This window comes from Dysosmobacter sp. Sow4_B12, assembly GCF_052116665.1.
Classification (GTDB): domain Bacteria; phylum Bacillota; class Clostridia; order Oscillospirales; family Oscillospiraceae; genus Oscillibacter.
The window spans coordinates 58,389-84,873 of sequence record NZ_JBQKKR010000006.1; the positions used below are offsets into that span (position 1 = coordinate 58,389).

Annotated in this window: 25 protein-coding genes and 1 other annotated feature (1 of these 26 running past the window's edge); of the genes, 10 read left to right on the forward strand and 15 right to left on the reverse strand. The window is 62.7% G+C overall.

Annotated elements, in window-relative coordinates; genetic code table 11:
• Nucleotides 1-129 (reverse strand) — a binding site (T-box leader) (it extends 119 nt beyond the left edge of the window).
• A 383-nt stretch (nt 130-512) separates the two neighbouring features.
• From ACTQ4R_RS07840 to ACTQ4R_RS07850, 3 genes are all read right to left on the reverse strand, one after another.
• Entirely contained in the window at nt 513-1,307 is a 795-nt protein-coding gene (locus ACTQ4R_RS07840; RefSeq protein ID WP_441627456.1) for an ABC transporter ATP-binding protein, read from the reverse strand.
• The gene (locus ACTQ4R_RS07845) at nt 1,300-2,283 is read right to left on the reverse strand and encodes an ABC transporter permease (RefSeq protein WP_441627458.1); all 984 of its coding nucleotides are present in this window, start codon (nt 2,281-2,283) and stop codon (nt 1,300-1,302) included. Before ACTQ4R_RS07845 ends, ACTQ4R_RS07840 begins: the two co-directional genes overlap by 8 nt.
• A 122-nt stretch (nt 2,284-2,405) precedes the next feature.
• Nucleotides 2,406-3,413 (reverse strand): ABC transporter substrate-binding protein, encoded by a 1,008-nt coding sequence (locus ACTQ4R_RS07850; RefSeq protein ID WP_441627460.1) that lies wholly within the window; start codon nt 3,411-3,413, stop codon nt 2,406-2,408.
• A 612-nt stretch (nt 3,414-4,025) separates the two neighbouring features.
• Between ACTQ4R_RS07850 and ACTQ4R_RS07855 the strand changes: the two genes are divergently transcribed.
• The 3 genes from ACTQ4R_RS07855 to ACTQ4R_RS07865 all read left to right on the forward strand — a co-directional run bounded on the left by ACTQ4R_RS07855 (nt 4,026) and on the right by ACTQ4R_RS07865 (nt 8,824).
• The gene (locus tag ACTQ4R_RS07855; RefSeq protein WP_441627461.1) at nt 4,026-5,636 is read left to right on the forward strand and encodes a CTP synthase; all 1,611 of its coding nucleotides are present in this window, start codon (nt 4,026-4,028) and stop codon (nt 5,634-5,636) included.
• Between the two features lie 351 nt (nt 5,637-5,987).
• Entirely contained in the window at nt 5,988-7,061 is a 1,074-nt protein-coding gene (locus tag ACTQ4R_RS07860) for a M24 family metallopeptidase (RefSeq protein ID WP_441627463.1), read from the forward strand.
• A 140-nt stretch (nt 7,062-7,201) separates the two neighbouring features.
• Nucleotides 7,202-8,824: a putative manganese-dependent inorganic diphosphatase gene (locus tag ACTQ4R_RS07865; RefSeq protein WP_441627465.1), complete on the forward strand. Its 1,623-nt coding sequence runs from the start codon at nt 7,202-7,204 to the stop codon at nt 8,822-8,824.
• Nucleotides 8,825-9,114: 290 nt separating this feature from the next.
• Here ACTQ4R_RS07865 and ACTQ4R_RS07870 read toward each other — a convergent pair whose 3' ends face one another.
• Genes ACTQ4R_RS07870 through ACTQ4R_RS07880 form a run of 3 tightly spaced genes read right to left on the reverse strand, consistent with a single transcriptional unit; the run spans nt 9,115 to nt 10,951 of the window.
• Entirely contained in the window at nt 9,115-9,723 is a 609-nt protein-coding gene (locus tag ACTQ4R_RS07870) for an ABC-2 transporter permease (protein ID WP_441627467.1), read from the reverse strand.
• Complete coding sequence (locus tag ACTQ4R_RS07875; RefSeq protein WP_441627469.1) at nt 9,720-10,574, reverse strand: ABC transporter ATP-binding protein; 855 nt, start codon at nt 10,572-10,574, stop codon at nt 9,720-9,722. Before ACTQ4R_RS07875 ends, ACTQ4R_RS07870 begins: the two co-directional genes overlap by 4 nt.
• Nucleotides 10,571-10,951, reverse strand: coding sequence for a GntR family transcriptional regulator (locus tag ACTQ4R_RS07880; protein ID WP_441627471.1), 381 nt, complete (start codon nt 10,949-10,951; stop codon nt 10,571-10,573). The genes ACTQ4R_RS07875 and ACTQ4R_RS07880 overlap by 4 nt, the downstream gene beginning before the upstream one ends.
• A gap of 158 nt (nt 10,952-11,109) precedes the next feature.
• Between ACTQ4R_RS07880 and ACTQ4R_RS07885 the strand changes: the two genes are divergently transcribed.
• Genes ACTQ4R_RS07885 through ACTQ4R_RS07900 form a run of 4 tightly spaced genes read left to right on the forward strand, consistent with a single transcriptional unit; the run spans nt 11,110 to nt 15,356 of the window.
• The gene (locus tag ACTQ4R_RS07885) at nt 11,110-12,090 is read left to right on the forward strand and encodes a hypothetical protein (RefSeq protein WP_441627473.1); all 981 of its coding nucleotides are present in this window, start codon (nt 11,110-11,112) and stop codon (nt 12,088-12,090) included.
• Nucleotides 12,091-12,126: 36 nt separating this feature from the next.
• Nucleotides 12,127-13,497 (forward strand): vWA domain-containing protein, encoded by a 1,371-nt coding sequence (locus ACTQ4R_RS07890; RefSeq protein WP_441627475.1) that lies wholly within the window; start codon nt 12,127-12,129, stop codon nt 13,495-13,497.
• Nucleotides 13,498-13,537: 40 nt separating this feature from the next.
• Complete coding sequence (locus ACTQ4R_RS07895) at nt 13,538-15,070, forward strand: ATP-binding protein (protein ID WP_441627477.1); 1,533 nt, start codon at nt 13,538-13,540, stop codon at nt 15,068-15,070.
• Complete coding sequence (locus ACTQ4R_RS07900; RefSeq protein ID WP_441627479.1) at nt 15,063-15,356, forward strand: NifU family protein; 294 nt, start codon at nt 15,063-15,065, stop codon at nt 15,354-15,356. The genes ACTQ4R_RS07895 and ACTQ4R_RS07900 overlap by 8 nt, the downstream gene beginning before the upstream one ends.
• Before the next feature lie 46 nt (nt 15,357-15,402).
• Here ACTQ4R_RS07900 and ACTQ4R_RS07905 read toward each other — a convergent pair whose 3' ends face one another.
• From ACTQ4R_RS07905 to ACTQ4R_RS07925, 5 genes are all read right to left on the reverse strand, one after another.
• Entirely contained in the window at nt 15,403-16,830 is a 1,428-nt protein-coding gene (locus ACTQ4R_RS07905) for an S-layer homology domain-containing protein (protein WP_441627481.1), read from the reverse strand.
• A gap of 34 nt (nt 16,831-16,864) precedes the next feature.
• Complete coding sequence (locus ACTQ4R_RS07910; protein ID WP_441627483.1) at nt 16,865-17,869, reverse strand: LCP family protein; 1,005 nt, start codon at nt 17,867-17,869, stop codon at nt 16,865-16,867.
• Between the two features lie 124 nt (nt 17,870-17,993).
• Nucleotides 17,994-18,251 (reverse strand): hypothetical protein, encoded by a 258-nt coding sequence (locus tag ACTQ4R_RS07915; RefSeq protein WP_441627485.1) that lies wholly within the window; start codon nt 18,249-18,251, stop codon nt 17,994-17,996.
• A 43-nt stretch (nt 18,252-18,294) separates the two neighbouring features.
• A complete protein-coding gene (locus tag ACTQ4R_RS07920; RefSeq protein ID WP_441627486.1) occupies nt 18,295-18,543 on the reverse strand; it encodes a sporulation transcriptional regulator SpoIIID in 249 nt (82 codons plus the stop codon).
• Between the two features lie 109 nt (nt 18,544-18,652).
• On the reverse strand, nt 18,653-20,632 hold the full coding sequence (locus tag ACTQ4R_RS07925) for a YgiQ family radical SAM protein (protein WP_441627488.1): 1,980 nt from the start codon (nt 20,630-20,632) through the stop codon (nt 18,653-18,655).
• 207 nt (nt 20,633-20,839) lie between these two features.
• Between ACTQ4R_RS07925 and ACTQ4R_RS07930 the strand changes: the two genes are divergently transcribed.
• Nucleotides 20,840-21,085 (forward strand): hypothetical protein, encoded by a 246-nt coding sequence (locus ACTQ4R_RS07930; protein WP_441627490.1) that lies wholly within the window; start codon nt 20,840-20,842, stop codon nt 21,083-21,085.
• A 35-nt stretch (nt 21,086-21,120) separates the two neighbouring features.
• On the opposite strand, the gene ACTQ4R_RS07935 is transcribed toward ACTQ4R_RS07930, so the two are convergent.
• The gene (locus ACTQ4R_RS07935; RefSeq protein WP_441627492.1) at nt 21,121-22,284 is read right to left on the reverse strand and encodes a pyridoxal phosphate-dependent aminotransferase; all 1,164 of its coding nucleotides are present in this window, start codon (nt 22,282-22,284) and stop codon (nt 21,121-21,123) included.
• 222 nt (nt 22,285-22,506) lie between these two features.
• Between ACTQ4R_RS07935 and ACTQ4R_RS07940 the strand changes: the two genes are divergently transcribed.
• Together ACTQ4R_RS07940 and mtnA are read left to right on the forward strand one after the other, a co-directional pair.
• Entirely contained in the window at nt 22,507-23,028 is a 522-nt protein-coding gene (locus tag ACTQ4R_RS07940) for a nitroreductase family protein (protein ID WP_441627494.1), read from the forward strand.
• A 12-nt stretch (nt 23,029-23,040) separates the two neighbouring features.
• Entirely contained in the window at nt 23,041-24,099 is a 1,059-nt protein-coding gene (gene mtnA, locus ACTQ4R_RS07945; protein WP_441627496.1) for an S-methyl-5-thioribose-1-phosphate isomerase, read from the forward strand.
• Between the two features lie 39 nt (nt 24,100-24,138).
• On the opposite strand, the gene ACTQ4R_RS07950 is transcribed toward mtnA, so the two are convergent.
• From ACTQ4R_RS07950 to ACTQ4R_RS07960, 3 genes are all read right to left on the reverse strand, one after another.
• A complete protein-coding gene (locus tag ACTQ4R_RS07950; protein WP_441627498.1) occupies nt 24,139-24,621 on the reverse strand; it encodes a MarR family winged helix-turn-helix transcriptional regulator in 483 nt (160 codons plus the stop codon).
• 277 nt (nt 24,622-24,898) lie between these two features.
• A complete protein-coding gene (locus ACTQ4R_RS07955) occupies nt 24,899-25,948 on the reverse strand; it encodes a DUF4179 domain-containing protein (RefSeq protein WP_441627500.1) in 1,050 nt (349 codons plus the stop codon).
• Entirely contained in the window at nt 25,932-26,420 is a 489-nt protein-coding gene (locus ACTQ4R_RS07960; RefSeq protein ID WP_441627502.1) for an RNA polymerase sigma factor, read from the reverse strand. The genes ACTQ4R_RS07955 and ACTQ4R_RS07960 overlap by 17 nt, the downstream gene beginning before the upstream one ends.
• Nucleotides 26,421-26,485 lie beyond the last annotated feature (65 nt).

The window sequence follows — 26,485 nt, forward strand, 5'->3', positions numbered from 1 at the left end:
CTGAGCCGTCTGGCTGTTCGCTCCGCCCTCGCAAGTCCATTCATCGAAACGTTCTCTGCCGCGATCCCACCATCCGCGGCTCTCTGAAAGGTGGCCGTAACGACTACTCCTCTTGCTCATCGGTTTATTTCTTTGATTGCTTTGCATTATACGCATCCGGCGGACAAATGTCAACCGTTAATTTCAACAATTTTTCTCTGCTGCTTTAAATGAAAAAAGAGAAAAATAAAAAAGTACGGGCCGCATCAACGGCCCGTATCAAAAAACGCTTGTGACACGCTGGCGCGCGCCCCGCTTTGCGGGGCCCCAAGTCAGCAGCTTAGGAGAGCAGCAGTTTGTCGTCAGCTTCATCGGAGCCGCTGGTCCCAGCCGGGGCTTCTCCCCGGCCGGGAGCCCTTCCGATAAGAAAAGGCCGGAGCGGAATGAATCCGTTCCGGCCCAAGGTTTTCCTGCGGAAAACGCTTGTGACACGCTGGCGCGCGCCCCGCTTTGCGGGGCCCCAAGTCAGCGGCTTAGGAGAGCAGCAGCTTGTCGTCAGCTTCATCGGAGCCGCTGACTTTGCTGAACAGCTCCAGCAACTGAGGCACCGTCAGCTTCCTCTTTTCCTCACCGGACACGTCGATGACGATGCGGCCCTCGTACATCATGATGAGACGGTTGCCGTGCTGGATGGCGTCCCGCATGTTATGGGTGATCATCAAGGTGGTCAGATGGTCCTTTTCGATGATGCGGTCTGTGGCGTCCAGTACCTTGGCGGCGGTTTTGGGGTCCAGAGCCGCCGTGTGCTCGTCCAGCAGCAGGAGCTGAGGCTTGATGAGGGTGGCCATCAGCAGCGTCAGCGCCTGGCGCTGGCCGCCGGACAGAAGGCCCACCTTGCTGGTGAGCCGGTTCTCCAGGCCCAGGTCCAAAATTTTCAGCCGCTCGATGTACTCCTCTCGCTCCGCCTTGGAGATGCCGGCGCGCAGCGTGCGCGCCTTGCCGCGGCGGGCAGCCAGGGCCAGGTTTTCTTCGATCTGCATGGTGGCGGCGGTGCCCATCATGGGGTCCTGGAACACACGGCCGATATACTTGGCCCGCTTATGCTCCGGCATGTGGGTCAAGTCCACACCGCCAATGGAGATGCTGCCGGCATCCACCGGCCACACGCCGGCCACGGCGTTGAGCAGAGTGGACTTGCCGGCGCCATTGCCGCCGATGACGGTGACGAAGTCGCCGTCGTTCAGGTGCAGGGAAACGCCCCGCAGGGCGGTCTTTTCGTTGACCGTGCCGGCGTTGAAGGTCTTCCAGATATTCTTTACGTCAAGCATTGCGGTCACCTCCCATCGTGACTTCCGCTTCGGCGGAAACGCCGGCGGTCTTGACCTTGGCGCGGAAATACTTACCCTTCCAGAAGGGGATGGACAGGAAGATGGCAACGACCAAGGCGCTGAGGAGTTTGAGGTAGTTGGGGTTGAGGCCCATGGCCAGCACCGCTTGAATGACGATGTAGTAGATGACGGCGCCGATGGACACGCTCAGAAGCTTCAGAGCGAAGTTGTGGAAGATCTTGGAGAAGGCCACCTCGCCGATGATGACGGCGGCCAGACCGATGACGATGGCGCCCCGGCCCATGTTGATCTCACTGGCACTGTTGTACTGGGCCAGCAGCGCGCCGGACAGGGCAACCAGGCCGTTGGAGAGCATGAGGCCCAGCACCTTGGCCACGTCCGTGTTGATGCCCTGGGCCCGGGCCATGTTGCCGTTGGAGCCGGTGGCCCGGAGGGAGCAGCCCAGCTCCGTGCCGAAGAACCAGTAGAGGATGGCGATAACGGCCACCGTCACCAGGCCCACCACGAAAATGGGATGGCGGTAGAAGGGACGGGTTCCCTTGGCCACATCCTGCACGAACCGCAGGGAGACCAGCAGCTTGTCCAGCGTCTCCGGGGAGGTGACGTTGATAGCCACCGTGGCCTTCATGCCCATGATGGCCATGTTGATGGACCACAGGCCCAGCTGGGTCAGGATACCGGAGAGAATGGCGGGGATGCCGCAGAAGGTGTGCAGCAGGCCGGTGACGAGGCCGGCCGCCATACCCACCACCACGGACGCCAGCATGGCGGCCCACAGGTTGGTGCCTCCGGTGAACAGCACCACGAACACGGCGGCGCCGGTGCAGAAGGAGCCGTCCACAGTCAAGTCGGCAATGTCCAGGATCTTATAGGTCAGATAGACGCCGATGGCCATGATGCCCCAGATGAGTCCCTGGGAAACGGCGCCCGGCAGCGCGTTGATGAAACCAAGCATGATAGTTGATTCCTCCTGTTTATGATAGAGCATTTGCAAAATGCTCATAGACTTCAATAGTATAGCAAAAAAGAGCGGAAAAGGGAAGACCTTTTCCGCTCTTTTTGGAGAAATCGGAATAATTAGCCGACAGCGATGGCCTCGTAGCCCTCGGGAACGGTCAGGCCCAGGTCAGCGCAGGTGGCCTCGTTGTACTTCTTGGTGAACTGGGGCGCATACTCGATGGGCATTTCGGCAACGTCAGCCTCACCGGTGAGGATCTTGGCGGCCATCTTGCCGGTGGCAACGCCCAGGTCATAGTAGCTGATGGACAGGGTGGCTACGCCGCAGCCGCCGCAGATGCCCTCTTCGCCGGCGATGACGGGGACCTTGCCGTGGCAGATGTTGTCAATGATGCCGGTGTTGTTGGCGCAGGTGTTGTCGGTGGGGACATAGAGCACGTCGCTGTTGTCGGCGGCGTTCTGGGTCACGGAAGCCATGTCGTTGGTGTCAGAGAAGGGGTACTGGGTGCAGGTGTAGCCCAGCTCCTCCAGGAAGCCCTGGACGGTGTCCACCTGATACTGGCTGTTGGCCTCAGCGGAGCAGTACAGCAGACCCACGGTCTTGGCCTCGGGGAACCACTCCTTCACCATGGCGGCCTGCTGGTCCAGAGGAGCTAGGTCGGAGGTGCCGGAGACGTTGGTGCCCACGGTGCCGGAGAAGTTTTCGATTCCCAGAGCCACGCCGTACTCGGTGACGGAGGTGCCCAGGATGGGGATGTCAGAGGTGGCGGAGGCAGCGGCCTGCAGGGCGGGCGTGGCGTTGGCCATGATCAAGTCCACACCGTTGGACACAAAGCCGTTGACGATGGTGGCGCAGGTGGGACTGTCGCCGGCGGCGTTCTGCTCGTCAAAGGTGACGGCGTCGCCCAGAGCGTCGGTCAAGGCGTCCTTGAAGCCCTGGGTAGCGGCGTCCAGAGCGGGATGGGGGGCCAGCTGGCAGATGCCGACGGTATAGGACTCGGCGGCGGGTGTCTCGGCGGGGGTTTCAGCGGGAGCCTCGGCGGGGGCCTCCTCTTTCTTGGCGCCGCAGGCGGCCAGGCTCAAAACCATCACAGAGGCCAGAGCCAGGGCAAGAAGCTTCTTTTTCATCACAGTGCTCTCCTTCTTTTCATTGGAAGATTAAATTATAAAAAGCGGCCCTGTCCGAAGAACAGAGCCGCCTTCCATACACGGTCAGCGGTTGGGTTCTGTTTCAGCCGGACAGACACGACGGATACGGCCCGCAAAGCGGACCTTGCTAAAGTAATAGGAGCCCAGGGAAACAGAACGGGAAGCGAAAGAAATATGACGCATAGCCGGGACTCCTTTCCGCCGGTTTGGCTGAAGTGTTGGTACTTTTTCAATATATAGCTTTAAAGGAGTGAAGTCAATGGCTATTTTCAACAAAATATACGGATTATTTTTCAAAAACTGTTAAAAAAGCCAGCGTTGACATTTGAAATGCAGAATGATATATTGGGAAAGTATTTTGGAAACGCTTTGAGCGGCGGTTTGCGGCGTGGGCCGCAAAGCGACAATCGAACAGACGAGCGACACCGCGGATCGCAGCTGAAAGTCCCGAAAGAGACTGGGACTTCTAGCCGCAAAATGGTCCGGCGGTGCTTTTTGTTGTAAAAAACCCCGCCGGATTTGTCCGTTTCGCGTGTACAGTTTCCGGCTCGCGGGAAAGATTCTGTGTGTTGAAAAGGTTAGGTGAGTGGAATGTCAACAAAATTCGTATTCGTCACGGGCGGCGTGGTATCCGGCCTGGGCAAGGGCATCTGCGCGGCGTCTCTGGGCCGGCTGCTGAAGCAGCGGGGCGTCCGGGTCCGCAACCAGAAGTTCGACCCCTATATCAATGTGGACCCCGGCACCATGAGCCCCTACCAGCACGGCGAGGTGTTCGTTACCGACGACGGCGCGGAGACGGACCTGGACCTGGGTCATTACGAGCGGTTCGTGGATGAGGACCTGTCCGGCAACAGCTCCATCTCCTCCGGCAAGATCTGGTGGTCTGTGCTGAACCGGGAGCGCCGGGGCGACTATCTGGGCGCCACGGTGCAGATCATTCCCCACATCACCAATGAGATCAAAAGCCGTATTTACGCTATGGCCGGCGATGACGTGGACGTGGTCATCACGGAGATCGGCGGCACCGTGGGCGACATCGAGTCCCAGCCCTTCCTGGAGGCCATCCGCCAGGTGGCTTCCGAACGGCCCCACGGCGACGTGGTGTTCATCCACGTGCCCCTTATCGTCCAGATCCCCGGTTCCGGCGAGCTGAAGAGCAAGCCCACCCAGCACTCCGTGAAGGAGCTTTTGAGCCTGGGTATCCAGCCGGACATCCTGGTGTGCCGGTGCGACGCCCCCATCACCGACGACATCCGCCGGAAGATCGCCCTGTTCTGCAATGTAGAGCCGGACTGCGTCATCCAGAACACCACCGCCGAGACGCTGTACGAGGTCCCCCTGCTGATGGCGAAGGAGGGACTGGACGAGGTGGTGTGCCGGAAGCTGGGCCTCATCACCCACCAGCCGGACCTGCGGGAGTGGAGCGCCATGGTCAAGCGGGAGAAAAACGCCCACAAGAAGGTGACCATCGCCCTGGTGGGCAAGTACACCCAGCTTCACGACGCCTACCTCTCCGTGGTGGAGTCTTTGAACCACGCCGGCACCGCCAACGACGCCGTGGTGGACATCCGCTGGGTGGACTCCGAGACTGTGACGGCGCAGAACGCCGGGGAGATCCTGGACGGCGTGTCCGGCGTGCTGGTGCCCGGCGGCTTCGGTGACCGGGGCATCGAGGGCATGGCCCAGGCCGCCCGGTACGCCCGGGAAAACGGCGTGCCGTACTTCGGCATCTGCCTGGGCATGCAGATGGCGGTCATTGAGTTTGCCCGCGACGTGCTGAAGCTGGCGGACGCCACCTCCTCTGAGTTCTCCGAGACCACCGCCCACCCGGTCATCGATTTGATGCCGGACCAGGTGAACGTGACGGACAAGGGCGGCACCATGCGCTTGGGCAAATATCCCTGCGTGCTGACGGAGGGCTCCCGCAGCCGGGAGCTGTACGGCACGGCGGAGATCTCCGAGCGCCACCGCCACCGCTTTGAGTTCAACAACGACTACCGTGATAAGATGCAGGCGGCGGGCATGCTGCTGGCGGGCCTGTCTCCCAACGGCCACCTGGTGGAGATCGTGGAGCTGCCGGACCACCCGTGGTTCGTGGGCGCCCAGTTCCATCCGGAGTTTAAGAGCCGGCCGGACCGGCCGCATCCGCTGTTCTACGGCTTCGTGAAGGCGGCCGTGGAGCATATGGAGAAGAACGGATAAGACGGCCGGCTCGGGCCAGCTCCGGCGGTTGCCGCGAAAGCGGCGAGCCGGAGGGCCATGAAAATGGACGCTCCCGAAGGGAGGCGTCCGGCCGGACCGGCCACATCCGCTGTTTTACGGCTTCGTGAAGGCGGCCGTGGAGCATATGGAGAAGAACGGATAAGACGGCCGGCTCGGGCCAGCTCCGGCGGTTGCCGCGAAAGCGGCGAGCCGGAGGGCCATGAAAATGGACGCTCCCGAAGGGAGGCGTCCGGCCGGACCGGCCACATCCGCTGTTTTACGGCTTCGTGAAGGCGGCAGTGGAGCGGATGGAAAAGGAAAACGCCTGAGAGCGTGAGAGAGGAGCGTTTCGTGAATCATTTCAAAGAGATTGCCGCGCAGCTGGAGCGCCATGACCTGGACGGTATGCTGCTGACAGGGGAGGCCAACCGCTTTTACGCCTCCGGCTTTCACTCCGCCGGCACCGACGGTGTGGCACTGGTGACCCGGAGCAAGGCCTATTACTTCACCGACGCCCGGTATATCGAGGCCGCCGGACGCTATGTGCAGGGGGCGGAGATCCGGGAGACCCGGGCGGGCCGGGGCTACGGCGCCTTGACAGAGGAGGTGGTGGTGAGCCAGCATCTCCGGCGCCTGGGGTTTGAGGATGCCTATATGACCGTCCAGGACCACGAGCGCTACCGCAAAGCCCTGTCCTGCGACCTGGTTCCCGCCACGGACATTTTGTGGCAGCTGCGCGCCGTGAAGGACGCGGAGGAGCTGGACGCCATGGTGGCGGCCCAGCGGATCGCGGAAAAGGCCCTGGACCAGATCCTGGGGGAGATCCGTCCCGGCGTGACGGAGAAGGAGATCGCCGCACGGCTCCAGTATTTGATGCTGCATTTCGGAGCGGAGAACATGTCCTTTGACCCCATCGTGGTCTCCGGCCCCAATGGCAGCCTGCCCCACGGCGTCCCCGGGGAGCGGGTCATTCAAAACGGCGAGTTCGTCACCATGGACTTCGGCTGCATCTATCACGGCTATTGCTCCGACATGACCCGGACCGTGGCGGTGGGCTTCGCAACGGAGGAGATGCAGACCGTTTACCGCACGGTCCTTGCCGCCCAGGAGGCCGGCATCCGGGCCGCGAGAGCCGGCGTCACCGGCCGGGAGGTGGACGGCGCCGCCCGGGCGGTCATCACCGCCGCCGGCTACGGCGACTATTTCGGCCACAGCTTCGGCCACGGCGTGGGCGTGGAGATCCACGAAGCTCCCAACGCCTCTCCCATGAATGAAAAGCCCCTGCCGGCCGGCGCGGTCATCTCCGCGGAGCCGGGCATCTACCTGCCGGGAAAGCTGGGGGTGCGCATTGAGGATGTACTTTTGCTGACGGAGGACGGATGCAGGGACATCACCAAGGCTCCAAAAGAGCTCATCATTCTGTGACAAAAAAATTTTCCAGGACAGCACACGGAAGTAATCGATTCCGTGTGCTGTCCTGGCCTTTGGCGGCGGTTGACAAAGCGGCGCCGGAGAATCATAATTATATAATAGAAGAATTCCGCTGTAAGGAGACACACAATATTATGGATACGATTTACATTACCGGACACCGCAATCCGGACACGGACTCCATCGTTTCGTCCATGGCCTATGCGACGCTGAAAAACGCGCTGGGTGACCGGCAATACCGTGCCGCCCGGCTGGGCCAGGTCAGCGACGAGACCCAGACCGTGCTGGACCGGTTCGGCTTTCAGCCTCCCGCCCTCATTACGGACCTGCGGACCCAGGTGAAGGACCTGGATTACGATACGCCGCCCACCCTGTCCGCCGGCGCCACCATCAGCCGCGCCTGGCAGACCATGCAGGCCAACAAGATCTCCGTCCTCCCCGTGGCCAATGAGGACGGCACGCTGTACGGCATGCTGTCCGCCGGCGACGTGGCCAACTATGACATGACCTCCGTCCGCAACCCCATGGTGGGGGAGCTGCCGGTGTACAACCTGCTGTCCGTGCTGGAGGGCAAGATCCTCAACGAGGGCGGCCAGATGAAGGATGTGGTCTCCGGTGAGATCGCCGTGGCCCTGCCTGCCGGACGGGAGAATCTGGAGTTCTCCAATCCCAACAGCATCGTCATCTGCGGCGACCAGCCGGACATGATCCGCCGGGCTCTGGACTTGAACGTCAACTGCGTCATCGTCTGCCAGGCGGAGGTGGACCGGGAGCTGCTGGAGACGCAGACGGAGACCTGCATCATCGCCACGCCCTACGACGCATACCGGGCCATGCGCCTGATCTGGCACGCCATGCCCATCGGCCATATCTGCAAGAGCCGGGACCTGGTGTACTTCCACCTGGACGACTATCTGGACGACGTGCAGGACACCGTCCTGGAAAGCCGCTTCCGCGCCTATCCCATCCTGGACGATGAGGAGCGGGTGGTGGGCACCCTGGCCCGGTTCCACCTGCTGCGCCCCCGCCGCAAGAGGGTCGTGCTCATGGACCACAACGAGCGGGCCCAGTCCGTCCGGGGCCTGGAGCAGGCGGAGATCCTGGAGATCGTGGACCACCACCGCCTGGCGGATATCGAGACGAAAAATCCTATCTACGTCCGCAACGAGCCGGTGGGCAGCACCACCACCATCGTGGCGGATATGTACCAGGAGAAGGGCCTCATGCCCACCGCCAAGATGGCGGGCCTCATGGCCGCCGCCATCGTGTCCGACACGGTCATGTTCAAATCCCCCACCTGCACGAAGCGGGACATTGACATTGCCCAGCGAATGGCCCGCATCGCCAATATCTCCCTGGAGGAGCTGGGCAAGGCCATCTTCTCCGCCACCTGCGGAGATGACAAGACCGTGGAGGCCATGCTGAACACGGACTACAAGGAGTTCCACATCGCCGGCTACAACCTGGCGGTGAGCCAGATCACCTGCATGGACTCTGACCGGCTCATGGCCCGGAAGGACGAGTTCCTGGCGGCCATGGCGAAGGTCCGCCAGCAGAAGGGACTGAACATTGTGGCGCTCATGATCACGGACGTGCTGCTGGAGGGAACACAGCTGCTGTTCGTGGGAGACGAGGAGTCCATCTGCCAGGCCTTCAACGTCAAGCCCGAGGACGCCAGCGATAACGCGGTGTTCCTGCCGAAGATCATGTCCCGGAAGAAGCAGATCATCCCCATGCTGTCTGCGTTGTGGGGTTAATCGGCGAAGCGCCGCCAGCGGCGGAAGAAGCGAGCCGATTATCGAGGAGCGGCGCGATTGGCGGCCCGAAAAGGGCCGGGAATCGCAAAGCCGCGACGGTGGGCAAGTGCGAAGCACACCGAATTATAAAAAATCCGGCTGGAAAACCAGCCGGATTTTTATATTATATATTATATGAACCTCTAGCAGTGGACGCCTAGCAGTGGACGCCTGGCAAAGAAAGTCTGGCAATAGACGATCAGCAAGCTTACTTGCTGACGTTCAGCTGCCGCTTCCCTGGGCGTTTCCCATCATCCCATCCGCTCTCGGTAAAACCGCTGGGACAGGGGAATGGACACGGCGGTCAGGACCACGGCGGCAATGAGCAGGATCACCAGGACAGACCCTTGGAAGGCAAATGAGGTTCCCTGCTCCACAGATTCGGCAATGTTGGCGATGGCGCCGGCGGCGCCGCACACCAGGAAGATGATGAGGAACATGGCCAGCCGCCCCTTTTCCACACCGAAGCGGAACATCAGCGGCAGGGTGATTGCCAGGATGCAGAGGGCGCCCAGCACCGACAGGGCCATTACACCGGGGAGAAATGTCCGGTTGACCGCCAGGGAGAGCACCGCCTGCAGCAGGGCGGACAGCACCGCCGCTCCGCCGATGCACAGCCAGCCGAACGCATACTTGCCCAGCACGATGTCCCGGGCGGAATAGGGCATCATGGCGGCCATCTGGTCCCATTTGCTCCGCTCGTCGTAGGCCAGGGCGGTATAGGGCAGCATGGCGGCGTAGATGACGGCGAAGGCGTTGTTAAAGCCGCTGGGCAGGGCGGAGAACAGCAGGATCATGACCAGAAAATACTTCATCTGCCGGAAAATCACATAGGTATCTTTCAAAATGAGGGCTTTCATCTCGTCTTCGCTCCTTTCACCAGAAACAGCACGATGTCCTCCACCGTGGGCTTTTCCAAGTGGAATCCGGCGGGAGCCAGCTCCCGCTTCACCAGGGCCCGGACGCCGCCGTAGCGGTTTTCCTCCCGGGCAACGATGGCCTCCGGCAGCAGGTAGTCCAGGTTTTCCCGGGAGCCCTCAAAGATGCCGTGTTCCTCCAGCAGCCGGTCCTTTTCCTCGCAGAACAGCAGCTGGCCCTTGTGGAGAAAGGCAATGTAATCGCACAGCTTTTCCAGATCACTCAAGATGTGGGAGGAGATGAGAATGGAGTGGTCCTCCTCCCGGGTGAACTCGTTGAAAATATCCAGGATCTCGTCCCGGACAATGGGGGCCAGGCCCGCGGTGGCCTCGTCCAGCACCAGGAGCTTGGGCTGGTGGCTTAGGGCCACGGCGATGGCCAGCTTCATCCGCATGCCCCGGGAGAAGTCCTTGAACTGCTTGTTCCCGGGCAGGTCAAAGCGCTTGAGGCAGCCGTCATACGCGGCCTGGTCCCAGCGGCGGTAGGTGGCCGCCATGATCTTGCCCACCTGGACGGCGTTGAGGGACTCGGGGAAGTAGGCCTCGTCCAGCACCACGCCCACGTCCTCCTTCACCTGCAAAAACTCCGGAGAGGACACATCCGCGCCCAGTACCCGGGCGGCGCCGGCGTCCGGCCGCAGGGCGCCCATCAGCAGTCGGATGGTGGTGGATTTGCCGGCGCCGTTTTCGCCCACCAGGCCGCAGATGGTGCCGGCGGGCACCGTTAGGTTCAGGTCCCGGATGGCGAAATCGCCGAAGGACTTTTGGATATGAGACAGCTCGATAACATTCATAGAGATTCCTCCTCCAGCAGGATGCGGAGCATGTTCAAAAGCTCCTCCGTGGTGACGCCGCAGTCCCGGGCCGTTTTCGCGGCGGCGGACAACTGGGCTTCCAGTGTTTTCAGCTGATGCTCCCGCACCAGCTCCATGTTTTTCTCCGCCACGAAGCAGCCCTTGCCTGCCACGGTGCAGACAAAGCCCTCGGCCTCCAGCTCGTCATAAGCCCGTTTGGTGGTGATGACGGAAATTTTTAAATCCTTCGCCAATGCCCGGATAGAGGGAAGGGCATCTCCCGGTGCAAGCGCGCCGGAGAGAATCTGGGACCGGATCTGGGAGGTGATCTGGCCGTAGATCGGCTGGTCGGTATTGTTTCGTATAATGAGTTCCATGGAATTCCTCCGTTCGTACTGTACATGTACAGTATATACAGTATGCACGGAATGTCAAGAGGTTTTTGAAAAAACTTTTTTGTGTGCATTGCACCTAGGAAAGCGGCGGAAAGTATGGTATACTGCGGATTTAAGATAGCAAAGGGGGAGGGAAGCCCTTGGAGACCGTCAGCGGCGTCAATAACTGGAAGCTGGTCATCCGCCGGGAAGCGGCGGGGGTCACCGTTTTGCGGGCTGTGACCTGCGACGAGAGCGCCGCCCTGCCGGAGACGCTTTTTGGCCTGCCGGTGACGGCTCTGGGGGACCACGCCCTGGCCCCCGGCGCCCCGGCAGTGCCGGGGGAAGCGGTGCAGTTCACCTGCGGCCCCCTGCCGGGGGAGGACGGCTGGGACAACCGCCGCTTGAAGGCGCTGACGCTGCCACGGCACCTGCGGCGGGTGGGGGATTACGCCCTGCTGAACTGCGGCGGCCTGGAGCGGCTGCGGCTGTGGGACGACGTGGAGTTTTGGGGCGGCGGCGCCCTCATGAACTGCCAGAAGCTGGATACCTTCCACTTGACCCGCACCGGGGAGGACCAGGGGGAGTCCCTGGCGTATTTTGCCGACGAGCTGAGCCGGGAGCTGGATGTGACCGTCGTCACGGCGGCGGGGGAGACGGCCCGGCTGCTGTTTCCGGAGTTTTTAGAGGTGTACGAGGAGAATTGCCCTGCCCATCATTTCGACTATAATATTTACGGCGCAGGCTATCCCTACCACCACTGCTTCCGGCATAAAAAGCTTTCTTTGAAGGACTATGACGGGCTGTGGAGGGGCTGCCTTGCCATGGAGCATGAGAGCGGCACGGCCCTGCGGCTGGCCTTCTGGCGGATGCGCTATCCGCTGGAGCTGTCGGAGCAGGCGGCGACGGCGTACGGTTCCTACCTCCAAAGCCGCGCGGCGGAGGCCGTGGACTGGCTGCTGGCGGAGCGGGATATGGCGGGCCTGGCCTTTTTGCTGAACCGGACGGCGCCGGACCGGGACACCCTGGCGGCGGCCTGCCAGCGGGCCCGGGAGGCCGGGGCCGCCGAGGCGGTGGCCCTGCTGCTGGAGGAGCAGCACCGGCGCTTTCCCGCCGGAGGGAACAGGAGCTTTGACCTGTAAAGATGAATGGCTTGCCGCCGGGAGAGGAGGAACGTTGTGGAGGAAGCGCCGAAGAAGGATTTTTCCGCCATCGGGCAGGACATTTTGTTTGCCGCCCGGAATGAGCTGTATATGAATCTTCCTTACCTGGACGTGGCCCTTTGCAGCCTGCGCTTCCAGCCGGGGGGCGGTGTGACGCTGTCCCTGGCCACCGACGGGGAGACACTGTACTATGACGGCGCTTTCCTGGCGGAGCGGTATCTCCGCAGCCGGACGGCCGTCAACCGGGCGTACCTCCACGTACTGCTGCACTGCATGCTGCGGCACATCTTCAAAAAGCGGGGCAAGGCACCGGAACTGTGGGACCTGGCCTGTGACGCGGCGGTGGAGAGCATCCTGGACGAGCTGGACTACGCCTGCCTTGCGGAGGGGGCCGTGCCCGTGAAGCAGAAATTTTACGGCCAGTGCCGCCGGGATATGCCGGTCCTCACCGCCGAGGGCATTTACCGCCATCTGCTGCGGCTGGACCTGCCGGACTATGAGCTGGCCCAGCTCCGGCGGGCCTTCCTGGTGGATGACCACGGTCTCTGGGACCCGGAACAAAAGGAGGACCAGAAGCAGCGCCGGCAGCAGGACCAGAAGTGGCAGGACCTGTCCGACAAGACCCGGACGGGGCTGGAGACGGTGCTGGCCGGCCAGGCCGCCGGCGGCGAAGCGGTGCTGGAGCAGATCAAGGTGGCGGTCCGGGACGACGTGGACTACCGGGCGTTTTTGCGGCGCTTCGCCGTGCCCCGGGAGGTCATGGCCGTGGACGGCGACGCCTTTGACTATATTTTCTATACCTACGGCCTGCGGCTCTACGGCAACATGCCCCTGGTGGAGCCGCCGGAGACGAAGGAGGAAAAGCGCATCGAGGATTTTGTCATCGCCGTGGATACCTCCATGTCTACCTCCGGCGCCCTGGTGCGGCAGTTCCTGGCCTGCACCTACGCCGTCCTCCGCTCCGCCGGCACGTTTACCCGGAAGGTGAACATCCGCATCCTCCAGTGCGACGACCAGGTCCGGTCCGACACGGTGATCCATGACCTGGAGGAGCTGAAGGGCTACATGGAGCGGTTCACCCTGGCCGGCGGCAGCGCCACGGACTTCCGGCCGGTGTTTGAATATGTGGAGGGCCTGCGGGCGGCGGGGGCGTTTACCTCCCTGCGGGGGCTGATCTATTTCACCGACGGCATGGGCGTCTACCCGCAGAAGCGGCCGCCCTATGAGACGGCCTTTGTGCTGCTGGAGGAGCCGCCCATGTCCGTGAAAATGCCGCCCTGGGCCATCCGCCTGGTGCTGAGCGTGGAGGACCTGGAGCGGGCGGCACGGGAGACGGCGGAGGAATTTCCCGACGAGCTGGACTGGGACGAGCTGCCCCAGCTGTAATACGAATCTCCCATGGCGAATCATATAAGGAGCAACGGATATGAACATCAAGCAGGCAAAACAGGAGATCGAAAATACCCTAAAAGCATACCTGGCCCGGGACGGTCTGGGCAATTACCTCATCCCCGCCGTCCGTCAGCGGCCGGTGCTGCTGATGGGCCCTCCGGGCATCGGAAAGACCCAGATCATGGAGCAGATCGCGTCGGAGACCGGCGTGGGCCTGGTGGCCTACACCATCACCCACCACACCCGCCAAAGTGCCGTGGGCCTGCCCTTCATTGAAAAGCGCACCTACGGCGGGGAGGAGGTTTCCGTCACGGAGTACACCATGAGCGAGATCTTGGCCTCTGTGTATCAGATGATGGAAAAGACGGGCATTCAAGAGGGCATCCTCTTCCTGGACGAGATCAACTGCGTCAGCGAGACGCTGGCCCCCATGATGCTGCAGTTCCTCCAGTGCAAGACCTTCGGCAACCAGCGCCTGCCGGAGGGATGGCTCATCGTGGCGGCGGGCAACCCACCGGAGTACAACAAGTCCGTCCGGGACTTCGACGTGGTGACGCTGGACCGGGTGAAGCGCATCGATGTCAGCGAGGACTTTTCCGTGTGGAAGGAGTACGCCTGCCGCAGGGGCCTCCACGGCGCGGTGGTGTCCTACCTGGACATCAAAAAGGACAATTTCTACCGCATCGAGACCACGGCGGACGGTTTGCAGTTTGCCACCGCCCGGGGCTGGGAGGACCTCAGCGAGCTGATCTTCGCCTATGAAAAGCTGGGCCTCCGGGTGGACCGGGAGGTGGTGGGGCAGTATATCCAGCTGCCCCGGATCGCCAAGGACTTCGCCAACTACCTGGAGCTATACTACAAATACCAGAGGACCTACCACGTGGAGGACATCCTCTCCGGCACCTGGCAGGCCATCACCGTGTCGGAGCTGCGGGCGGCACCCTTTGACGAAAAGCTCTCCGTTATGAGCCTGGTGCTCAGCCGCCTGGCGGAGTCCGCCGCGGCGGTCCGGCGGCAGGATGCCCTGACCGCCGCCCTCCACGCCGCTCTGACGGAGTTCAAGGGGAAAATCCCCCAGGCGGAGCCGGCGGCGGTGCTGGGCCAGCTGGTGTGGCAGCGGCAGGAGGCCATGAAGCGGGCCAAGGAGGCCGGACAGCTGACGAAGGAGGACCGGGACCTGCGCCAACGGGAGCTGAACGCCCTGGAGGATTACTGCCAGCGGCTTTTGCGGGAGGGCCTCTCCGCCCCGGCGGAGGCTATGGACGCCGTTCGGGCCTGGTTTGGCGGAGAGGTGGAGCGGCGCGGGACCCTGGCATCGGAGACCGGCCAGCGGTTTGACAACGCCTTCCGCTTTTTGGAGCAGACCTTCGGCCAGGGCCAGGAGCTGGTCATTTTCGTGACGGAGGTCACCGCCGGTTATGATACCAGCTGGTTTGTGGAGCAAGTCGGCTGTGACGCCTACTTCCGCCACAACCGGGAGCTGCTGTTTGACAATACCCGGCACCGCATCCGGGAGGAGATCGCCGCGGCAAAGGCGGCGGAAAAGGAGGAGACGACCCATGCGTGAGGACCTGGAAAAAATCGAGGCTGTGTTGAACGAGCAGGTGCGCCCCGCTCTGCGGGCCCACGGCGGCGAGCTGGAGGTGGACCATCTGGAGGGCGGCGTGCTGTACGTGAAGCTGCTGGGCCAGTGCGCCGGCTGCCCCGCGGCGGATCTGACCAACGAGACGCTGGTGGAGGCGGAGCTGGTAAAGGCCCTGCCGGAGCTGGTGCGGAAGGTCGTGGTGGTCCAGACCGTCAGCGACGAGCTGTGGGAACAGGCTAAGCGGCTTTTGCGGGACCATCACCTGTGAGCATAAAGAATCTCCCCGGACCAAAGGTCTGGGGAGATTTTTGTATTTACCAGGGGTGCTGGTTCCAGGACTGGCTGGGGGTCATGGCGAAATACGTGTAGTCGATGACGCTGCCGCTGTCGGCCCAGGTGGTGTCGATGTGGACCTGGGTGCCGTCCAGCACGGCCACCGTCCAGATGTGCTCATCGTTGGACAGGGCGGTGCACTGGATGCCCTCCAGCTTTAAAAGCAGATTGTAGGCGCCGGTGTAGCCGTCGCACACGGCGGTGCCCCGGGTGAAGAGGCTGTACGCAATGTGGCTCAGGGAGCTGTCCGAGGCGCCGTAGTCATACACGCAGTTGTCGCAGATCCAGGTGTAGTACACCCGGGCCTTTTCCCGCTGGGTCATATCAGAGCGCAGGAGCCCGTCCTCCCACAGCTGGTCGTGGACGGCGATGGCGGCGGCCATGGTCTCGTCCCGGTAGGCGGGGAGGCTGCCGCCGGTATTGGCGGCGGAGAAGGTGAGGCGCAGAGTGCCGTCGGCGCCGTAGGTGCAGGAGACAGTGTTGTAGCACTGTTCACAGTAGGTCTTGACGGTGGCCAGAGCCTGCTCCATGGCCTGCCGGGCCGTGACAGGGGTTAGAGAATCGTAGCGCAGGGACAGGGTGTTCTGCCCGCCGGCGAGCATGTACCGGATGGACTGGTCCATCTCCTCCGCCGTGGTGGGGGCGGCAATATAAGTGCCGGCGGGAATGAGACTGCGCAAGGTGGTGCCGGCGGCGGAGGGGAACTCCGGCTCCACGGTCCAGCTGAGGGTGACGCGGAGGGCGGGGTCCACCATACGGGTCAGCATGGCCGCCAGGGCACCCCGGGTGATGGGCTCCTGGGGATGGAACGCGCCGCCGGCGCCGCTGCCCTGGGAGATGCCGGTCCGGTAGAGGAAGAGAATGTCCTGGTAATAGGGCGTGTATTCCGTCACATCGGGGATATAGAGCCGGGCGGCATAGCCCTGGGTCACCACGTCATCGTTGATCAGAGGCAGGCTGTCCGCCGGCGCCGCCGCGGCCAGCACGTGGGCCACCTGGGCCCGGGTGGCGGCGGAGTCGTACAGCCCGTCCAATTCCGTGCCCAAAGCGCCCTCCGCCTGGAGGTAGAGAAGATACGGCTCCCAGGCCCGCTGGCCCTCGCTCCGGAAGGCGTCGGCGCCGCGCTCGGGGTCGCCGGTGAGCCACAGGCTGCGGACCCGGCCGGTGAATATGAGCAGCTGCCCCACGGTCACGGCGTCCTTTGGACCGAAGGTGCCGTCGGCCTTGCCCACGGAAAGGCCGTATTCATACAGCGCCGCCGCATTTTCATAAAACACGGAGCCGGCGTCCAGGTCGGAAAACTGCCCGTCGTAGGTCTTGACGCGGGTGGGTTGGCCCTCGGCGGCCATGACCGGCGCCGTCAGCATGAGGCACAGGGCCAGCGCCAGGGCGGAAACACGGCGTTTCATCAAAGTGTACCTCCTTTGTGCGGGAGCGGAGGGGTCAGCCGGGGATGTTTAGGTCCTCCATGACCCGGTCCTCCACGTAAGGGTTCAAGGACTCGTTGACCAGGGCCAAAACGGCCTCCCGGTCCAGGTAGATGTACGGGGACTTCCACTCGCCGGGCAGAGTGGAAAAAGAGATGTTTTCAGCGCCTATGGAGATGGCCTCCTTGCCCAGCCACGCGAGATTCCCCAGGGTCAGATCCGTCTCCACGTACTGCTGAAAAATTTTGGAGAAGGAGCCCACCTTGTCCACATTGGACAGCTTCAAGGTCTGTTTGGCCACGGCCTTCAAAAACTCCTGCTGGGTGTTCATGCGGCCGATGTCCTCATTGCCGTAGGCCACCACGCTGGTGTCGGTGTTGTGGCGGAAGCGGACCACCTCCATGGCCTGCTGGCCGGTGAGGTGGCGGGTGCCCTTTTGATAGTGGATGGACAGGCCCTGGACGGGGTCGTCATAATCCATGTTCACGGGAATGTAAAAATCCACGCCGCCAATGGCGTCCACCAGGGCCACGAAGCCGTCCAGGTCCACGGTCACGGTGAAGTCCACGGGAATGCCCAGCTGGTCCGCCACCGTGTCCGCCAGCAGGCGGGTGCCGCCGTGGTTGTAGGCGTAGTTGATCTTGTGGGTGCCGCCGTTGATAACGGCCTTGGTGTCCCGGGGAATGCTGACGCCGTGGATGGTGCCGTTCTCCGCGTCCACCGCCACCAGAATGTTGGTGTCGCTGCCGCCGTTGCCGTCATCCACGCCGGAGACTAAAATGGTGTAAAAATCACGTTTGCGGGCCGTATGGGCGGCCAGGGCCGCCGCGGAGGCGTCATCCTCCGGCAAGGTATCCGCCGGGAGGGAAGCGCCGGCGGAAGCATTCTCCAAATGGGCCTCCGCCAGAAGCTCCGGCGCCCGGAACAGGCAGTGGGCGCCGGCGTACACGGCGGCCGCCGCGAACACCAGCAGGAGGACGGTCCGGCTCCAGCTGCGCCGGCGGCGGTGTTTTTTTGCCATAGTGTGATTGCTCCTTACAAACGCGGCGGAGCCGCGGTAGTTGTCTTTGGTAGATTTACATAACACTTACAACATTATATGACGGCTTCCGGAAAAACACAAGAGGAAAATCGTGCGCCGCGTGTTATTTTCCGGGTTCGTCCTCCCGGTCCACCACCAGCTGCTGAAGCAGGGCCTTGATGTCCGCCAGCTGCTGGTTTTGGTAGGAGAGGGCGCAGCGGATGTAATGCAGCATGGGGTCCGCCGCCCTGGCCGGCTCCATGCCGTTCACGGGATGAGGCCACCGGCGCACGGGAGGCTCCTGTGGGACGGGCGGCGGGTCCGCTGCGCCGGCTGGCTCCGTCCACGCTTCCCGGCCCCGCCCCTGGGGATGGTTTGCCATATCCATACCTCCGATCCGAGTGTTTGAAGCGATGTGGCACCGCTTAGGTGCCGCGGTATTTTTTTCGGGTGGCGATGCCGCCCCGGATGTGCCGCTGGGCCTTGTTGACCTCCAGCACCTCCTTCACCTGCAGGTACAGCGCCCGGTTGAACTGCGGCAGCCGCTCGGAGATGTCTTTGTGTACGGTGGATTTGCTGATGCCGAATTTCTGCGCGGCGGCGCGGACTGTGGTCCGGTTTTCTATGATGTACAGAGCCAGGCGTTCCGCCCGGTCCTCCATGTTACCCTTCAAAGCACAACACTCCCCGCCTCTTGTTGGTTCAGCCTATGCGCCGGAAAGGGTGGGTATGATGAAAAGCGAAAAGAAACGCCTCCGCGGAAATGCGGAGGCGCTGTCCGGTTCATGTCCGGCCCCTGCGGGCGGGCTTGTTCTTTTTGGGCGCGGGCTTGGCCCAGCCGGCGGGGCGGGCGGCAGGCTTTTGCCGCTTGGCAGGCGCCCCGGCTTTTGCGTGCTGGGAGCTTTTGGGGCGGCCAGCGGTGTCCCTCTGGACGGGCCTGCCGTCTTGCGGCGGACGCTGTCCGGCGGTGGGGTGGATGAGACACTCCTTCCCGTAGCCGATGAGGTCCTGGCGGCCGGCGGCCTCCAGGGCCTCCCGCACCAGGCGGTAGTTTTTCGGGTCCCGGTACTGGATGAGCGCCCGCTGCATGGCCTTTTCATGGGGACTGGTGGGCACATACACCGGCTGCATGGTCCTGGGGTCCAGCCCGGTGTAGTACATGACGGTGGAGATGGTGGAGGGCGTGGGGTAGAAATCCTGGACCTGCTCGGGCATATAGCCCAGGTCCCGGATATATTCCGCCAGGGCGATGGCCTCCTTCAGTGTGGAGCCCGGGTGGCTGCTCATGAGGTAGGGCACCACGAACTGCTTTTTCCCCAGCTTTTCGTTGAGGTGCTGGTATTTGGCGAGAAACCGCTGGTACACGTCGTTGGAGGGCTTGCCCATCATCCGCAGTACCGGGTCCGCAATGTGCTCCGGGGCCACCTTCAGCTGGCCGGAGACATGGTGCTCCACCAGCTCCCGCAGGAAGGTGCCGTCCTTGTCGCAGAGCAGGTAGTCAAAGCGGATGCCGCTGCGGATGAACACCTTCTTCACCCCCGGCAGCGCCCGGAGCTTGCGCAGCAGCTCCAGGTAGTCCCGGTGGTCCACAGTTAGGTTTTTGCATGGGGTGGGAAACAGGCACTGGCGGTTGGGGCACACGCCCTTCGTCAGCTGCTTTTGGCAGCTGGGGTGGCGGAAGTTGGCGGTGGGGCCGCCCACGTCGTGGATATAGCCCTTGAAGTCCGGGTCCTTGGTCAGCAGCCTGGCCTCTTCGACAATGGCCTCGTGGCTGCGGGTCTGGACGATGCGGCCCTGGTGGAAGGTCAAGGCGCAGAAGCTGCATCCGCCAAAGCAGCCCCGGTTGGAGGTGAGGCTGAATTTCACCTCTTCAATAGCGGGAACACCGCCCAGCTTTTCATAGGAGGGGTGATATGTCCGCATGTAGGGCAGGGCGTACACGTGGTCCATCTCCGCCGTGGTCAAGGGCTCCTGGGGCGGATTCTGCACCACATAGCACCCCTCTTTTTCATAGGGCTCCACCAGCCGCTTGGCCACGAAGGGGTCCGTGTTGCAGTACTGGGTGTAAAAGCTCTCGGCGTAGGTGCGGCGGCTTTCGTTCAGTGCCTCCCAGGAGGGGAGGGTCAAGGCGTCATACACGCTTTCCAGAGAGCGGGTCTTGTACACAGAGCCACGGACATAGGTGATGTCAGCCACGGAAAGGCCGCTGTCCAGGGCCTCGGCCACCTCCACGATGCTGCGCTCTCCCATGCCGTACAGAAGCAGGTCCGCCTGGGCGTCCAGCAGCAGAGAGCGCTTCAAGCTGTCGGACCAGTAGTCATAGTGGGCCAGACGGCGGAGGCTGGCCTCAATGCCGCCCACGATGATGGGCTTGTGGGGGAAGCTGCGGCGAATGAGGTTGCAGTATACCACCGCGGCGTGGTCCGGCCGCTTGCCGGTGACGCCGCCGGGGGTAAAGGCGTCGGTCCGGCGGTGCTTTTTGGACACGGAGTAGTGGTTCACCATGGAGTCCATATTGCCGCCCATCACCAAAAAGGCCAGACGCGGCTCCCCCAGCGCCAGGATGCTGGCGGGGTCTTTCCAGTCCGGCTGGGAGATGATGCCCACCTTGTAGCCGGCGTCCTCCAGCACCCGGGAGATGATGGCGTGGCCGAAGGTGGAATGGTCCACGTAGGCGTCGCCGATGACATAGACAAAATCACACTGGTCCCAGCCCCGGCGGGCCATATCCGCCCGGGAGATGGGCAAAAAATCTCGTTCCATAGAGGTTCCCCTTTGCTTTGATGCTCCCAGTATACCAGACCCGGCGCCGGATGTCGATAGCCCGGCGGACCGTGAGAAAAATGACGGTTTTTATGGCCTCATATCTTGCAAAACGTCACAAAAATTAGGAAACCAAAAACTTTTCGTTTGAAAATGAAAGAAACGCCGCGGTAAAATACAGGTATCCGAAAAAGGAGGAGGACCCATATGAAACGAATCATGGCCGCCTGCCTGGAGCAGACGGCACACTTCCTCATCAAGGAGGACCTGCCCCATGAGGCCGCCGTCCGGGCTGTCCGGGCGGAGTATGAGCATTACCAGAACCAGATGCGGCGCAACCGCACGGAATTCCGCGTCCTGGAGGAGCTGGAGCAGTCCGACGGTTCCCTGGTGGTCAAGCTGAAAAAGCAGTACAACAGCTATGACTGCGGTCCCTACATGGAAGAGGCGTAACAGAAAAAACAGGAGGCGGTACCGCCTCCTGTTTTTTACTTTTTCAAGCTGGGCATGGCCTCCAGCCGGTTCAGGGCCTCGTACAGCGTATCGTCGTTTTTGGCGAAGTGCATGCGGATGAGGTGGTTCACCGGCTCCCGGAAGAAACTGGAGCCGGGCACGGCGCCCACGCCCACCCTGGCCGCCAGGTCCTCGCAGAACGTCAAGTCGCTGCCGTAGCCGTATTCGCCGATGTCCAGCAGCACGTAGTAGGCGCCCTGGGGGTCCGTGTGGGCGATGCCGAGGGTGTCCAGCCCCCGGAGGAACAGGTCCCTTTTGTGGGTGTACTTGGCAAGAAGCCCGTCATAGTAGTCCTGGCCGAACTCCAGAGCCGGCATCACCGCCTCCATCAGCGGGGCGGCGCAGCCCACCGTCAGGAAGTCGTGGACCTTTTTGGCCCGGTCAATGATGGATTCCGGGGCGATGATGTACCCCAGCCGCCAGCCGGTGATGGAATACGTCTTGGACAGGGAGGAGCAGGAGATGGTCCGCTGCCACATGCCCGGCAGGGAGGCGAAATAGGTGTGCTGATGGGGGGCGTAGACGATGTGCTCGTACACCTCGTCGGTAATGACGTAGGCGTCGTATTTCTCCGCCAGGGCGGCGATGACCTCCAGCTCCGCGCGGGTGAACACCTTGCCGGAGGGATTGGAGGGGTTGCACAGCACCAGGGCCTTGGGCCGCTGGCGGAAGGCGTCCTCCAGCACCTCCGGGTCAAAGGAGAAGTCGGGGGGATTCAGCGGCACGTAGATGGGTTCCGCGCCGGAGAGAATGGTGTCGGCGCCGTAATTTTCATAGAAGGGGGAAAAAACGATGACCTTGTCTCCGGGGTCCGCCACGGTCATCATGGCGCACATCATGGCCTCCGTGGAGCCGCAGGTGGCCACGATCTCCCGGTCCGGGTCGATGGGCAGGCCCATGTAACGGCTCTGCTTCTTTGCCAGGGCCTCCCGGAAGTTCTGGGCGCCCCAGGTGATGGCGTACTGGTGAGGACCCTGGTGAGCCACCTGGGCCAGACGGTCCAAAATAGCCTGGGGCGGGTCAAAGTCCGGGAACCCCTGGGACAGGTTCACGGCGCCATACTGCAAAGATACCCGGGTCATGCGCCGGATCACGGAATCGGTGAAGCTGGCGGTGCGGGCGGAGAGGGGACGGGGCATGGGGATCACTCCTTACTGGTGGGGATGAGCCGGCTGGCGGCAGTGTGTTTTTTCCGGTTTGCGCCTCCCGGAACGGTATTTTTAAAATCATACCAAAAAGATGGGGAAAATACCAGCCCCAATCTGCCTAAAATTTTCCCCGCGGCCAAATATTCTTTGGACTATCCCGGCAAACGTGGTACAATGGCTCTATCATCATCGTACCAAGAAAGGGGAATCGTCATGAACGAGACTTTGAAGGTGCTGAAGGAGCGCCGCAGCATCCGCAAATACAAGGCGGAGCAGATCAAGGACGAGGAACTGGACGCCATTTTGGAATCCGGCACCTGGGCGGCCTCCGGCAAGGGGCTGCAGCCGGCTGTCATGGTGGTGGTGCAGGACCCGGAGACCATCGCTTACATGTCCAAGCTGAACGCCGAGATCCAGGGCAAGCCCGGGACGGACCCCTTCTACGGGGCGCCTACCGTGGTGGTGGTCCTGGCGGACGGAGAGAATCCCAACTGGGTGCCGGACGGCTCCTTGGTGCTGGGCAACCTCATGACCGCCGCCTGGGCACTGGGGGTGGGCTCCTGCTGGATCAACCGGGCAAGGGAGCTGTTCGACATGCCGGAGGGCAAGGCACTGCTGAAAAAGTGGGGCCTGCCGGAGACACTGCGGGGCGTGGGCAACTGCATCCTGGGCTACGCGGAGGGACCTGTGCCCGCGCCGAAGCCCCGGAAGGACGGCTACATCGTCCGGGTGTGAGGGGAGGCGTCCATGGAAAGACCCCTGCAGAACATCCGGTATGACAAGGCGGCGGAGGCCCTTTACATCGTCGACCAGACCCTGCTGCCCACCGAGGAAAAGGAGATCCGCCTGGAGACGGCGGAGCAGATGTACGATGCCATCCGATCGCTGCGGGTCCGGGGCGCCCCGGCCATCGGCATCTGTGCCGCCTACTGCCTGTATGCCCTGGCCCGGACCATCGACGCCCCGGACATGGACGGCTTTATGGAGCGGCTGCGGACGTACAGCGCGTATCTCAACAGCTCCCGTCCCACGGCGGTGAACCTCAGTTGGGCGCTGAACGTTCAACTGGAGACCGCCGGGGCCCACCGGCAGGAGGGACGGGAGGCGGTGCTGGAGGCCCTGTACGAACAGGCGGTGGAGATCCACGAGGACGACATCGCCAAGTGCAAGGCCATTTCCGAGTTCGGCCTCAGCCTTTTGAAAGAAGGAGACGGCGTGCTGACCCACTGCAACGCCGGCCCGCTGGCCACCTCCCGCTACGGCACCGCCCAGGGGCCCTTCCTGCTGGCGGCGGAGAGGGGCATGAAGCTGCGGGTATTTGCCGACGAGACCCGGCCTTTGCTTCAGGGCGCCCGCCTCACCAGCTACGAGCTGCAAAAGGGCGGTGTGGATGTGACCCTCATCTGCGACAACATGGCCTCCATCGTCATGAAAAACGGCTGGGTCCAGGCCTGCTTCGTGGGCTGTGACCGGGTGGCCGCCAACGGCGACACCGCCAACAAGATCGGCACCAGCGGCGTGGCCATCCTGGCGAAGCACTACGGCATCCCTGTTTACGTGCTGGGCCCCACCTCCACCGTGGACATGGCCTGTCCCGACGGGGAGCACATCCCCATCGAGCTGCGGGACGGTGAGGAGATCAAGAACCTGTGGTACGAAAAGCCCATGGCCCTGCCGGAGGTAAAGTGCTACAATCCCGCCTTCGACGTGACGGACCATGCGCTCATCACCGCCATCGTGACGGAGAAGGGCATCTGCTACCCGCCCTTTACCGAGAGCCTGGCGGCGCTGTTTGAAAACGCGTAAATCAAAAAGAGGACGGGCTGTCCCGTCCTCTTTTCGATTTCATGGATTGGAGGAGCCGCCGTGGGATTGGGCATAGACCTCCAGCAGGTGCTGGAACTGCTGGCGCCGCTCATCCCGGCTGCGCAGCTGGATGCGGTCCAGCAGGGGACACAGCTGCGCCAGCTCTTGGGGCGTCAAGTCCGCCGTCAGCCATTCAAAGAAGAAGGATTCCGCCTCCACCTTGGCGTTGCGCAGGACCTTGCCCTTCTCCGTGATGAACAGCTGCTTCCGGCGGCCGTCCTCCGGGTGGGAGCGGCGCTCGATATAGCCCTCCCTTTCCAGCTTGGCGGCCCGGCGGGCAATGGTGCTCTTGTCCAGACAGTACTTTTTCCGCAGCTCCTCCTGGGTGATGCCCGGGCGGCGGTTGACAGTGTGGATCATATCGTAGTCGGAAAGGCTCAGATTCGTGTTGCCCAGTGCCTGGGCCACGAAGCGCTGGGCGTCCTTGTCGATTTTTCGTATCCTGCGTCTGGTGGGGTCCATGGACGTGCCTCCCTGCTTGTTTGATGCTTGTATCATAGCAGGCAAAACGGACAACCGTCAATTCCGCAAGGACATTTTTGACAGATTGCACAAATCGTTGCCAAATGCAACAGTTTGAATTGACAACTAACTGTCCAGGGCATAAGATACAAGCGTGGAAGGGCCGCGGGGACTGGGAACCCTGTGGAAGCCCACGAGACAGCACCTTGCCGACCGGGAACGGCAGGCCTGGAAGAAAACGCATCGGGTCCGATCAACCCGATGCGTTTTTGCGCCCTTATTTGCCGGAGATGGGATAGGCGATGCCGCCCACGCAGATGCTTTCCAGATCCTCCAGAGGCAGGATCTCGTCAAAGACCTCCCCCTTGTCGCAGACGGTGACGCCGTTTTCCGGATTCAAGCTGCCGCCGGAGGAGGACAGGTCGATGACCGTGCCGTCGGTTTTGGTCAGCAGGATCTCCACGTTTTCAAAATACCGCTCCATCTGGCGGCTGTCCTCGGCAGGCAGTCGGCCGCTGGGGGCGTCGGACCAGCGGACCTCGCTGTCCACGGTGTAGTCCACCTTGACGGCCACGGGGGAGACGGTGACGGCGTCCACGGTGAAGGTCATGCCGTTTTGGGTGAAGGTCTCCCCGCCGCCCAGGGTGACGGAGGCGTCCTCGTAATCCACGTCGAAGCGGAACTTCCAGTGTCCCTCCACCACGGGGATGGGCGTCTCCTGCGCCTCGTCCCAGACGCACAGGTCCTCAAATTCCGCCGTGGCGGTGCTGCCGGTGATGGAGTGGTCGGCACTGAGGGTCTGCACCAACTGGACGGCGCTGCTGTCGGCTTCGTCCGCCACGAACCGGGCGCTACCGTGGCTGCCGCCGCGGATGTCCAGGCTGGCGCCGCCGAAGCCGCCCATCAGCAGGGAGCGGGGGTCAGTGCCTTCCGGCAGCAGGGCTGTGCCGTCGTCCCGGCGGATGGTGTAGACGATGGCGGCGTTGTATTGGTCGCCGATGATGGCATCGGCGGTGATGGTGACGCCGTTGTCCGTGTCTCCGGCGCCGATGGGGTGGCCGATCTTATCGATGACCTCCGTCTGGGCGGCGGAGCCTCCGAAAATGGGGGCAAGGACCTCCACGGCGGATTTCAGTATGCCGCTGGCCCCGGCGCCCACCGCCAAGGCGGCGGCGAGGCAGGCGGCAATAAGGGCGGTCCGCCACAGGGGATGGCGGCGGGTTTTCCCGCCGGCCCTTTCCGCCGCCCTTTCCGCCAGAGCGGCTTTCTGCTCCGGCGTGAAGCGCAGGGCGTCCATGGTATTCCGGTACTCAAACAGAGCGTTCATAGTCGTCTCCTTCCAACAAGTCTTTCAGCTTCGCCCGTCCCCGGGCCAGCCGGGTGTGGACGGTGGCGGTGGGTACGCCCAGGATGCGCCCGATCTCCGCCGCCTGGTAGCCCTCATAATAATAGAGGTAGATGACGGCGCGGTAGTGGGGCGGCAGCCGGTCCACCGCCGCCAGCAGGCTGCCGTCCGCCGCCTCCGGCGCCGGCACCTGGGCGCAGGCCTCCAGGCCGCAGGTGCGCCGCCGCCAGGGGCTTTTCAAAATGTCCTTGCAGGCGTTGGCGGCCATCCGCAGCATGTAGGCCTTTTCGTGCTCCGGCGATGCAAAGGTCCTCGGCTCCGTCAGCAGTTTTACGAATACGCTCTGGCAGACGTCCTGGGCGTCGTGGGTGTTTTTTAAATAGGTGTAGCTCAGGCGGAGAATGGCGTCGGCGTAGGTCTCGGCCAGATGCTCCGCCCGCTGGTTTAGGTCCATGGGATCAACTCCTTTGGCGCGCGCTCATAAGGGATACGAGCAAGAAGGGGAAAAACTTTCACAGG

Bases quoted from the DNA above. Each gene is read 5' to 3' on its own strand.
- ACTQ4R_RS07875 (WP_441627469.1), bottom strand. From the start codon at position 10,574: ATGAATGTTATCGAGCTGTCTCATATCCAAAAGTCCTTCGGCGATTTC.
- ACTQ4R_RS07950 (WP_441627498.1), bottom strand. From the start codon at position 24,621: ATGGACCCCACCAGACGCAGGATACGAAAAATCGACAAGGACGCCCAG.
- ACTQ4R_RS07870 (WP_441627467.1), bottom strand. From the start codon at position 9,723: ATGAAAGCCCTCATTTTGAAAGATACCTATGTGATTTTCCGGCAGATG.
- ACTQ4R_RS07855 (WP_441627461.1), top strand. From the start codon at position 4,026: ATGTCAACAAAATTCGTATTCGTCACGGGCGGCGTGGTATCCGGCCTG.
- ACTQ4R_RS07940 (WP_441627494.1), top strand. From the start codon at position 22,507: ATGAACGAGACTTTGAAGGTGCTGAAGGAGCGCCGCAGCATCCGCAAA.
- ACTQ4R_RS07900 (WP_441627479.1), top strand. From the start codon at position 15,063: ATGCGTGAGGACCTGGAAAAAATCGAGGCTGTGTTGAACGAGCAGGTG.
- ACTQ4R_RS07930 (WP_441627490.1), top strand. From the start codon at position 20,840: ATGAAACGAATCATGGCCGCCTGCCTGGAGCAGACGGCACACTTCCTC.
- ACTQ4R_RS07895 (WP_441627477.1), top strand. From the start codon at position 13,538: ATGAACATCAAGCAGGCAAAACAGGAGATCGAAAATACCCTAAAAGCA.
- ACTQ4R_RS07955 (WP_441627500.1), bottom strand. From the start codon at position 25,948: ATGAACGCTCTGTTTGAGTACCGGAATACCATGGACGCCCTGCGCTTC.
- ACTQ4R_RS07935 (WP_441627492.1), bottom strand. From the start codon at position 22,284: ATGCCCCGTCCCCTCTCCGCCCGCACCGCCAGCTTCACCGATTCCGTG.
- ACTQ4R_RS07850 (WP_441627460.1), bottom strand. From the start codon at position 3,413: ATGAAAAAGAAGCTTCTTGCCCTGGCTCTGGCCTCTGTGATGGTTTTG.
- ACTQ4R_RS07905 (WP_441627481.1), bottom strand. From the start codon at position 16,830: ATGAAACGCCGTGTTTCCGCCCTGGCGCTGGCCCTGTGCCTCATGCTG.
- mtnA (WP_441627496.1), top strand. From the start codon at position 23,041: ATGGAAAGACCCCTGCAGAACATCCGGTATGACAAGGCGGCGGAGGCC.
- ACTQ4R_RS07910 (WP_441627483.1), bottom strand. From the start codon at position 17,869: ATGGCAAAAAAACACCGCCGCCGGCGCAGCTGGAGCCGGACCGTCCTC.
- ACTQ4R_RS07925 (WP_441627488.1), bottom strand. From the start codon at position 20,632: ATGGAACGAGATTTTTTGCCCATCTCCCGGGCGGATATGGCCCGCCGG.
- ACTQ4R_RS07880 (WP_441627471.1), bottom strand. From the start codon at position 10,951: ATGGAACTCATTATACGAAACAATACCGACCAGCCGATCTACGGCCAG.
- ACTQ4R_RS07845 (WP_441627458.1), bottom strand. From the start codon at position 2,283: ATGCTTGGTTTCATCAACGCGCTGCCGGGCGCCGTTTCCCAGGGACTC.
- ACTQ4R_RS07915 (WP_441627485.1), bottom strand. From the start codon at position 18,251: ATGGCAAACCATCCCCAGGGGCGGGGCCGGGAAGCGTGGACGGAGCCA.
- ACTQ4R_RS07865 (WP_441627465.1), top strand. From the start codon at position 7,202: ATGGATACGATTTACATTACCGGACACCGCAATCCGGACACGGACTCC.
- ACTQ4R_RS07960 (WP_441627502.1), bottom strand. From the start codon at position 26,420: ATGGACCTAAACCAGCGGGCGGAGCATCTGGCCGAGACCTACGCCGAC.
- ACTQ4R_RS07840 (WP_441627456.1), bottom strand. From the start codon at position 1,307: ATGCTTGACGTAAAGAATATCTGGAAGACCTTCAACGCCGGCACGGTC.